The organism is Archangium violaceum Cb vi76, from assembly GCF_000733295.1.
Taxonomy (GTDB): Bacteria; Myxococcota; Myxococcia; order Myxococcales; family Myxococcaceae; genus Archangium; species Archangium violaceum.
Genome location: NZ_JPMI01000059.1, coordinates 1 through 5,432 on the forward strand (window position 1 = coordinate 1; position 5,432 = coordinate 5,432).

Annotated in this window: 5 protein-coding genes; 4 read left to right on the forward strand and 1 reads right to left on the reverse strand. The window is 69.8% G+C overall.

What is annotated here, in order from left to right:
- The first annotated feature begins 106 nt into the window (after positions 1 to 106).
- Genes Q664_RS09920 through agmC form a run of 3 tightly spaced genes read left to right on the forward strand, consistent with a single transcriptional unit; the run spans position 107 to position 3,076 of the window.
- Positions 107 to 604 carry an HTTM domain-containing protein gene (locus Q664_RS09920; RefSeq protein WP_160174373.1) on the forward strand — a complete coding sequence of 166 codons (498 nt, stop codon included), beginning with the start codon at positions 107 to 109 and terminating at the stop codon, positions 602 to 604.
- A 1-nt stretch (position 605) separates the two neighbouring features.
- On the forward strand, positions 606 to 1,196 hold the full coding sequence (locus tag Q664_RS09925) for a DUF4291 domain-containing protein (protein ID WP_043392681.1): 591 nt from the start codon (positions 606 to 608) through the stop codon (positions 1,194 to 1,196).
- Between the two features lie 59 nt (positions 1,197 to 1,255).
- Entirely contained in the window at positions 1,256 to 3,076 is a 1,821-nt protein-coding gene (gene agmC, locus Q664_RS58940) for an adventurous gliding motility protein AgmC (protein ID WP_043392684.1), read from the forward strand.
- A gap of 12 nt (positions 3,077 to 3,088) precedes the next feature.
- On the opposite strand, the gene Q664_RS09935 is transcribed toward agmC, so the two are convergent.
- A complete protein-coding gene (locus Q664_RS09935; protein ID WP_043392692.1) occupies positions 3,089 to 4,840 on the reverse strand; it encodes a DUF885 domain-containing protein in 1,752 nt (583 codons plus the stop codon).
- 80 nt (positions 4,841 to 4,920) lie between these two features.
- Between Q664_RS09935 and Q664_RS09940 the strand changes: the two genes are divergently transcribed.
- A complete protein-coding gene (locus tag Q664_RS09940) occupies positions 4,921 to 5,307 on the forward strand; it encodes a hypothetical protein (protein WP_043392687.1) in 387 nt (128 codons plus the stop codon).
- Positions 5,308 to 5,432 lie beyond the last annotated feature (125 nt).

The following is a 5,432-nucleotide window of genomic DNA, read 5'->3' on the forward strand; positions in this document are numbered from 1 at the left end:
TGGCTCATGCTCGCCGTGACGCCGATCTTCCTCGAGCCCGCCGACGGTGCGGCGGTGGCTCGAGCGGTGGTGGCCCTGGCGTATGCCCAGGGCCGTGGCGGCTCCCGTGAGTCCCCGATGGCAACGGGCCGGGCTCGCCTTCTTCGGGCTCTGGCTCGCGCTCCAGTGCCTTCTGCCCCTGCGCCACTGGTTCTATCCAGGCGAGGTCAACTGGACCGAGGAGGGTCACAACTTCTCCTGGCACATGAAGCTGCGCAACAAGGAGGGCCGGGTCCGCTACTACGCGAGGGATCCCCGCACGGGTGCGAAGTGGAAGGTCGATCCCAGGCCCCTGCTCAGCAACCGCCAGTATCAGAAGATGTCGACGCGGCCGGACATGGTCCAGCAGTTCGCCCATGAGCTCGCGCGCCGGTACGAGCGGGAAGGGCGCCCGGGCCTCGAGATCTACGCGGACATGCGGGTGTCGTTGAACGGCCGTCCGCGCCAGATGCTGGTGGACGAGGATGTCGACCTCGCCGCCCAACCCTGGACCTGGAGGACCGCCTCGTGGCTCATCCCACTCGGTGATGAGCCGCTCGTCTTCTCCCGTGCGGTGGAGCCCTGAGGTGAGCCCCCGCCGGGAGATACGCGCCGACCATGATCGGACGTCCATCGTCGTGTATCAGGCCTATCCGGACGCCATCGCGGATGTAGCGCTCGAGCGGCAACGGTTCGGTCCTCCGTTCTCGCTGAACCGGATGACGTGGATCAAACCTGGCTTCCTGTGGCTGATGGAGCGCAGCAATTGGGGACTCAAGTCCGGGCAGGAGCGGATCCTCGCCGTGCGCCTGAGGCGGGAGGGATGGGAGGCCGCGCTGGAGCTCGGAGTGCTGACGGGCTTCGAGCCGGGAGCCCATGGCACGCCCCAGCAGTGGGACCGGGACTTCCAGCGCGCTCCGGTCCACATCCAGTGGGATCCGGAGCGCTCGCTGCGAGGACAATCGCTTCCCCATGACAGCATCCAGGTGGGGCTCGGGCGGACGGTCATTGGCCGCTACGTCGAGGAATGGATCCTCTCCATCGAGGACCTCACGGAGCGGGTGAGGAAGATCCGCAAGCTCCTCGATGCCGGGCGGGCCGAGCAGGCCACACGGCAGCTCCCGCGCGAGTCCGTCTACCCGGTCCCCGCCCGGCTGACGCGCCAGCTTGGGATGTGAACGGGGCTCCGGGAAGGGCCACCTGCCGTGGGACGGGAGGTTTCGGGTAGCATCGCGCCATGCGCGGCTTCTTCCTTCTTTTCGTGATTTTCGCGGCTGATACCGTCCGGGCCGAGCCGGACACCTTCGGCCTGGGGACGGGAAAGGACGGCTACCTGCGCATCGACTCCGGGAGCCGCATCGTCAATCGCTACGTGCGCCTCACCGCCGACGCAGCCGTGGGCGCGAGCGAGCTGTCGGTCTCGGACATCACGGGCTTCGCCGCCGGAGATCTGGTGCTCGTCCACCAGTCCACGGGCATCGCCGGGCCGGACTCCGGGAATCAGAGGCCCGTCGCCCTCGCTGGAGGCCGGGTGGGCCGCATCGAGTACGCGCGGGTGGCCTCGGTGTCCCCGGGCGTGCTTCGTCTCTCCGCGCCCCTGCTGTATGCCCATACGGGCAACCTGTCGCAGGTGGTGTGGGTGCCCGAGTACACCGAGCTGGAGGTGCGCTCGGGGGCCACGCTGCGCGCCGCGCCGTGGGAGGGAGGCCTGGGCGGAATCCTCGCGGTGATGGTCTCCGGACGCCTGCGCAACGATGGGCTCATCACCGTGGACGGCGCGGGCTTCCGAGGCGGTGCTTTCTTCTCCCATGGAAACCTCAACTCCTGCACGGACCTCGATGAGCCGGCGGACCGAGGCGGCGCCTACAAGGGCGAGGGACTGGTGGCCGGCCGTTTCGGCACGGCGTCCGGACGCGGCAACCTGGCCAACGGAGCGGGCGGTGGCATCTGCCACAACTCGGGCGGTGGGGGTGGCGGACATGGAGGGCTGGGAGGCAAGGGAGGCCGCTCGGCGCCTGCCGATGGAGAGCAGGACGTGGGTGGAATGGGTGGGGCCCCGGTGGTGTACCTGCCCTACGAGTACCTCGTCTTTGGCGGTGGCGGTGGAGCGGGGGAGGGCAACAACGAAGAGGGCTCGAGCGGCGGGGCCGGAGGCGGGTTGATGCTCCTGCGCGCCACGGAGGTGCGAGGGGTGGGCCGCTTCAGCGCCACGGGGGCCACTCCGCCACCGACGCCCGGGGACGATGGCGCGGGCGGTGGAGGGGCGGGTGGGGCCATCTCCATCCGCACGGTGGAGGAAATGGAGTGCGGTGCGGTGGAGGCGCGGGGCGGCGCGGGCGGAGACAACAGCGAGTTCGTCTTTCCGCTTGCACCGGGTGGTGGTGGGGCGGGGGGCGTGGTGTTCCTCCAGGGAGAGAGCATCACATGCTCCCGCTCGGTGCTCGCCGGAGCGCCGGGCCGGATGGCGACGGACGGCGGCACGCATGGCGCTGGCCCCGACAGCGTGGACGCGGGCACGGCATTGGGTACCGCGCAGGTGCTCTCCACTCCCTTCAGCCATCCCGCCTCACCCGTGCTGACGCTGCCGGTGGATGGCTCGACCGTGGTGGGACCGGGGCTCCGCATCGAGGGCCAGGCCCGGGCGGGAGTCCCGCGGGTGCTGCTCTTCTTCGATGGCGTGCTCCTGTCCTCCGTCGACACGGGGGCCGATGGCCGCTTCTCGTATGACGTCCTCGGAGACCTTCCACCGGGGCTCCACGAGCTGCGCGCCTCCGCGGAGTCCCTCGGTGTGCACAGCCCTCCCTCCGCGCCCGTGAGCTTCACGGCCGTGGACCAGGTGGGGGACGGGGGGACGCCCGACGCCGGAACGACGGCGGACGGGGGGACGCTCGACGCGGGAACGTCGGGGGAGGGGAGCGGCGGTGGCCAGTTGCCGGACGTGCTCGAGCCCCTGGTGCTGGCGGTGGGCTGCGGATGCGGGAGCGCCCCGGGCGCGGGTCTCTGGACCGGGGCACTGTTGCTGGCCGCGGTGGCCATGCGCCGCCGCCGCCAGCCGTGAGCCGTCCGGCGCTCAGTTCTCGCCGAACATCAGCCGGCGCACCACGGGCACGGGCGGGTAGCCGTAGGAGACCACGGCGTCATGGAAGCGCTGAAGGGTGAAGTCCTTGCCCCAGCGCGCCTTCGCCTCCTCGCGCAGCTCGAGGATCATCTTCTTGCCCAGGGCATACACCAGGTAGGTGGGATCGCTCGTGCCGCGGCGTGCCTCGCGCTCGGCGTTGATGCGCGTCATGTACGCCTCCTCCTCGAAGAAGCGCACCGCCTGCTCGTACGTCATGCCGCGCGTGTGCAGCGACAGGCCCACCATGTACCGCGCCAACCGCTGCAGGTAGAGCGCCAGCTGGTTCAGCTTCAGCTTGTCCGCCGCCACCCCACTGCCGCCATAGCCCGCCTCCAGCATCATCTGCTCGGTGTACAGGCCCCAGCCCTCGCTGAAGGAGCCGCTGCCCATCAACTGCCGCACCCGCGAGTCCACCTTCTTGTTGGTCCACAGGAACTGCACGTAGTGGCCCGGGTAGGCCTCGTGGATGGAGACGATCTCCAGCGCATGGCGGTTGTAGAAGCTCATGTGCTGCTCCGTCTGCTCGGCGTTCCAGGACGGGTCCGGCGGCGTGACGTAGTAGTAGGCCTCCGTGGCGGTCGTCTCGAAGGGGCCCGGCGTGTTCATGCTCGCGAAGGAGAGCGCCCGGTTGAAGCTCGGCGTCTCCGCCACCTGCGCCCGCACCTCGCTCGGGATGGTGATGATTCGGTGGTCCACCAGGAACTGGCGGATCGTCTCCAGCGTCGCCCGCGTGGTGGGCACCAGCTCCGCCGGCGTGGGGTGCTCCTTGCCCAGCTCCCGGTACACGTCCATGGGCGCCTTCCTGGCGTCCAGCCGGCGCGCCACCTCGCGGAACTCCTCCTGGGTGCGCTTCAGCTCCGCCCGGCCCCAGGCCAGCAGGCTGTCGATGTCCTCGGTGACGCCCTCCTCGTAGGAGAGCTTCCGGCGGTAGATGGACTCACCAATGGCGAAATCCCCGTTGGAGCGCGGCAGCAGGTCCTCGCGCAGGAAGCGCACGTAGTCTTCCAGCGCCGCCAGGGCCTTGGCCTGCTCCCGCGCGAAGGACTCCTGGAGGGCCACGTCCTTCACGGGCGCGAAGGCCTGGGGCAGGGTGGTGGCGAGGAGCGAGCGCGTGCCGTTCGCCTGTTGCAGGGCGATCTCCGTCCACAGCCGGGGCGGGTTCTTCAGTGTCGCCTTGCCCGCGGCGAACACCTCGGGCAGCCGCGCCATGCGCGCCACCGCCGAGCGCATCCGCTGCTCGAGCGGCGCGAAGTCCCGGTTGATGAGCGCATAGACGGAGCTGGAGGCGACGCTCAGGTAGGTATTGGGATTGCGCTCCCAGCTCCGCACCTCCTCGATGTCCAGGATGCGGGCCTTCAGGTTGGACTCGAAGATGTCGTAGTCGGCCTGGTCGAGCGGGGGCAATTGGGAGCGGTCCACCTGTTGGGGGAGGGTGGTGAGCTCCTGTTTCAGGAAGGCGGCCCAGGCCAGCTGCTCCGCGGCGGTGAAGCCGGCGAGCTGATCATCGTAGGTATGCAGGCCCCTGCTGGTAGCGGACTGGGGGAAGCGGCGGAACTGCTCCGCGAAGTGCGCATCGACGATGCGGCGCAGGGTCTGCTTGTGGGGAGACAGCGTGGCCGAGTCCGACTGCGGAGCGGGGCGCGAGGTGGCACAAGCGGACAGCAGGACGAGCAGCGCGGCGGCGAGCGCGCGGGTGGACGGCATGTACAATCAACACCTCCGGTAGGGTCGGGAGCCTCGCCCACCCACGTCCCCGCGACAACCCGGGAGTCGAGGAGCAGGAGATGCACCCGAGTGTGGCCTTCAGCGCCGATGACACGGAGGACTGGGGACTGCCCCTGGCGGGCCCTGGCCTGTTGCTGGACGTTCCCCAGGAGGGCCCCTGGCGCCAGCCGCCGTCCCTGCATGTCGAGGCCGCGCAGGGCTATCGGCTGCGCCTGAGCAGCGGTGGACAGCCCCTGTTCTGGGTGCGCATCGACCCCTGGTGGGACCGGTGCGGCTTCCTCGTGGGCAACGCCAGCGCCCCCTGGGGACTGCCCCGGCTGTCGGCTGCCGACGTGCGCGAGGTGAAGGGGGGACTCCAGGCCTGGCGGGCCGAGGTGCTTGCCTCCCGCCGTTGGAACCCCTTCCCGGCGGAAGCCGGGGACTGGGAGTGGTTTGTGTCCCCCTGATCCCTTTCAAGAGTGTGACGAATATTCCCTCTCCCCTCGGGAGAGGGTCAGGGTGAGGGTATCTGTCCCTGTTCTTCAACCCGTGGCTCGCATTGTGGGCAGGGGGTTCAACCCGGGATTCGAGG

Coding starts and splice junctions, on each gene's coding strand:
- agmC (WP_043392684.1), top strand. CDS start 1,256: ATGCGCGGCTTCTTCCTTCTTTTCGTGATTTTCGCGGCTGATACCGTC.
- Q664_RS09935 (WP_043392692.1), bottom strand. CDS start 4,840: ATGCCGTCCACCCGCGCGCTCGCCGCCGCGCTGCTCGTCCTGCTGTCC.
- Q664_RS09940 (WP_043392687.1), top strand. CDS start 4,921: ATGCACCCGAGTGTGGCCTTCAGCGCCGATGACACGGAGGACTGGGGA.